This is a genomic window from Bradyrhizobium sp. P2_E8, from assembly GCF_056403875.1.
Map to the genome: position 1 here is coordinate 1 of NZ_JBFUES010001078.1, position 2,358 is coordinate 2,358.

General features: G+C 66.9%; 2 protein-coding genes. Both read right to left on the bottom strand.

Annotation, left to right across the window (positions count from 1 at the left end):
- Window positions 1–11: 11 nt before the first annotated feature.
- On the bottom strand, window positions 12–2,015 hold the full coding sequence (locus AC1D00_RS36855) for an acetyl/propionyl/methylcrotonyl-CoA carboxylase subunit alpha (protein ID WP_167770615.1): 2,004 nt from the start codon (window positions 2,013–2,015) through the stop codon (window positions 12–14).
- Window positions 2,016–2,019: 4 nt separating this feature from the next.
- Window positions 2,020–2,358, bottom strand: a 339-nt coding sequence (locus tag AC1D00_RS36860; protein WP_477014054.1) for a carboxyl transferase domain-containing protein, incomplete at its 5' end; no start/stop codon positions are given.

Genomic DNA, 2,358 nt, shown 5'->3' on the forward strand with positions numbered 1-2,358 from the left:
GATCGCTCATCTCATTCTCCCGAAGGCTCGACCACGGCGAGCTCGACGCCTTCCTGCACGATGTCGCCGACCTTGCACTTGATCGACTTCAGCACGCCGGCATAGGGCGCACGCAGCGTCTGCTCCATCTTCATCACTTCGAGGGTGAGGATCGGCGCGCCCTTCTCCAGCGTTGCGCCCTCCTCGGCCAGCACGGCGACGACCGTGCCGGGCAAGGGTGCCGCGATCTTGTCCGCGCCGGCCTGCTCCTCGGTCTCGCCGCCGAACGGATCGACCCAATGCAGGTCGAACCGGCCGTGGCGCGTGCGCAAATAGAGTTCATGGCCGTCGATCACGGCGGCGACGGACGATTTGACGCCGTCGAGCGTCAGATCGAAGCCGCCATCCTTCGGTGCAATCGCGAAGGCCAGCTCGCGGTCGCCGATCACAAGCGTCGACGGCCCGCTGCCGTAGTTGAGGGTGATCTTCTGCTCGGGCCCGTGTCCGACACGGAAGGCAAAATGACGTTGACGGCGGCCGACTGGCATCCAGCCGAACGTCTGCCACGGCGAATTCGCGTCCACTTGGGCCGCCTGCCGCTCGTCGTTGACAACAGCGGCGACCGCGGCGCAGAGCTCGAGCTCGCCGGGCGCAGGCGTAGCCTGCGTCAGCACCGCCAGTTCGCGCTCGATGAAGCCGGTGTCGATCGCATTCGCCCGCACCTTTTGATGCGTGATCAGCGCCGACAGGAACGGGATATTGGTGACGATGCCGCGGACGTCGGAGTCCTCCAGTCCGCGGTTCAGCCGCTCGATCGCGACATCCCGGGTCGGTGCCCACGCGATCATCTTGGCCAGCATCGCGTCGTAATAGGGCGAGACGCTGTCGCCTTCGCGATAGCCGGCATCGATGCGGAGGCCGCCGGTCTCCGCGGGCAGCCGCCAGGTCGAGATCCTGCCGACCGACGGCATGAAGTTCTTGGTCGGATTCTCGGCGTAGACGCGCGCCTCGACCGCGTGGCCGTTGAGGCGGATCTCGTCCTGCCTGAGCGGCAGCGCCTCGCCGAAGGCGACGCGCAGCTGCCATTCGACGAGATCGATCCCGGTGATCAGCTCGGTCACGGGATGCTCGACCTGGAGACGTGTGTTCATCTCGATGAAGAACACGTCCTTGCCGTCGGAGACGAACTCGATGGTGCCGGCGCCGACATAATCCACCGCGCCCGCCGCCTTGCGCGCCGCGGCGCAGACCGTCTCGCGCTGTGCCGCATTGAGGGTTGGCGACGGCGCTTCCTCGATCACCTTCTGGTGCCGGCGCTGCAACGTGCATTCGCGCTCGAACAGCGAGAGCAGATTGCCGTGGCTGTCGCCGATGATCTGCACCTCGATATGCCGGGGATTGTCGACATATTTCTCGATCAGCATGCGATCGTCGCCGAACGCGGCCTTGGCCTCGCGCTTGGCGCTGACGATCGCAGGGCCAAGCTCGGCGGCCGAGCGCACGATGCGCATGCCGCGGCCACCGCCGCCGGCGGATGCCTTGACCAGAATGGGAAAGCCAATCTTGTCGGCGGCCTTGGCCAGCGTCGCCTCGTCCTGGGCCTCGCCGTGATAGCCGGGCACCAGCGGCACGCCGGCCTTCTCCATCAGCGCTTTCGAGCCGGACTTCGAGCCCATCGCCGTCATCATTCCGGCGGTCGGCCCCACGAAGACCAGCCCCGCATCGAGGCAGGCATGCGCAAACTCGGCATTCTCCGACAGGAAGCCGTAGCCGGGATGCACGGCCTCGGCGCCGGTCTTGCGCGCGGCCTCGATCAGCCGCTCGACGTTGAGATAGCTGTCGCGGGCCCGCGCCGGTCCCAGCAGCACGGCCTCGTCGGCGAGCGCGACATGCATCGCGTCGCGGTCGGCCTCGGAATAGACCGCGACCGTGCGCAGGCCCATGGCGCGCGCGGTGCGGATGACGCGGCAGGCGATCTCGCCGCGGTTGGCGATCAGGAGGGTGCGAAAACGCCGGTAGAGCTTTGAGCGGTCCATCGCATTACATCCTGAACAGGCCGAATTTGGTCGGCTCGATCGGCGTATTCGACGCCGCCGAGAGGCCGAGGCCGAGGACGAGGCGCGTGTCGGCCGGATCGATCACGCCGTCGTCCCACAGACGCGCGGTCGCGTAATAGGGATGCCCCTGGCTCTCATATTGCGCGCGGATCGGCTCGCGGAATTTATCTTCCTCGTCCTTGGACCAGCTATCGCCCCTGGCCTCGATATTGTCGCGCCGGACCTGGCTCAGCACCATCGAGGCCTGCTCGCCGCCCATCACCGAGATGCGCGCGTTCGGCCACATCCACAGGAAGCGCGGTGAGTAGGCGCGGCCGCACAT

Bases quoted from the DNA above. Each gene is read 5' to 3' on its own strand.
- AC1D00_RS36855 (WP_167770615.1), bottom strand. From the start codon at position 2,015: ATGGACCGCTCAAAGCTCTACCGGCGTTTTCGCACCCTCCTGATCGCC.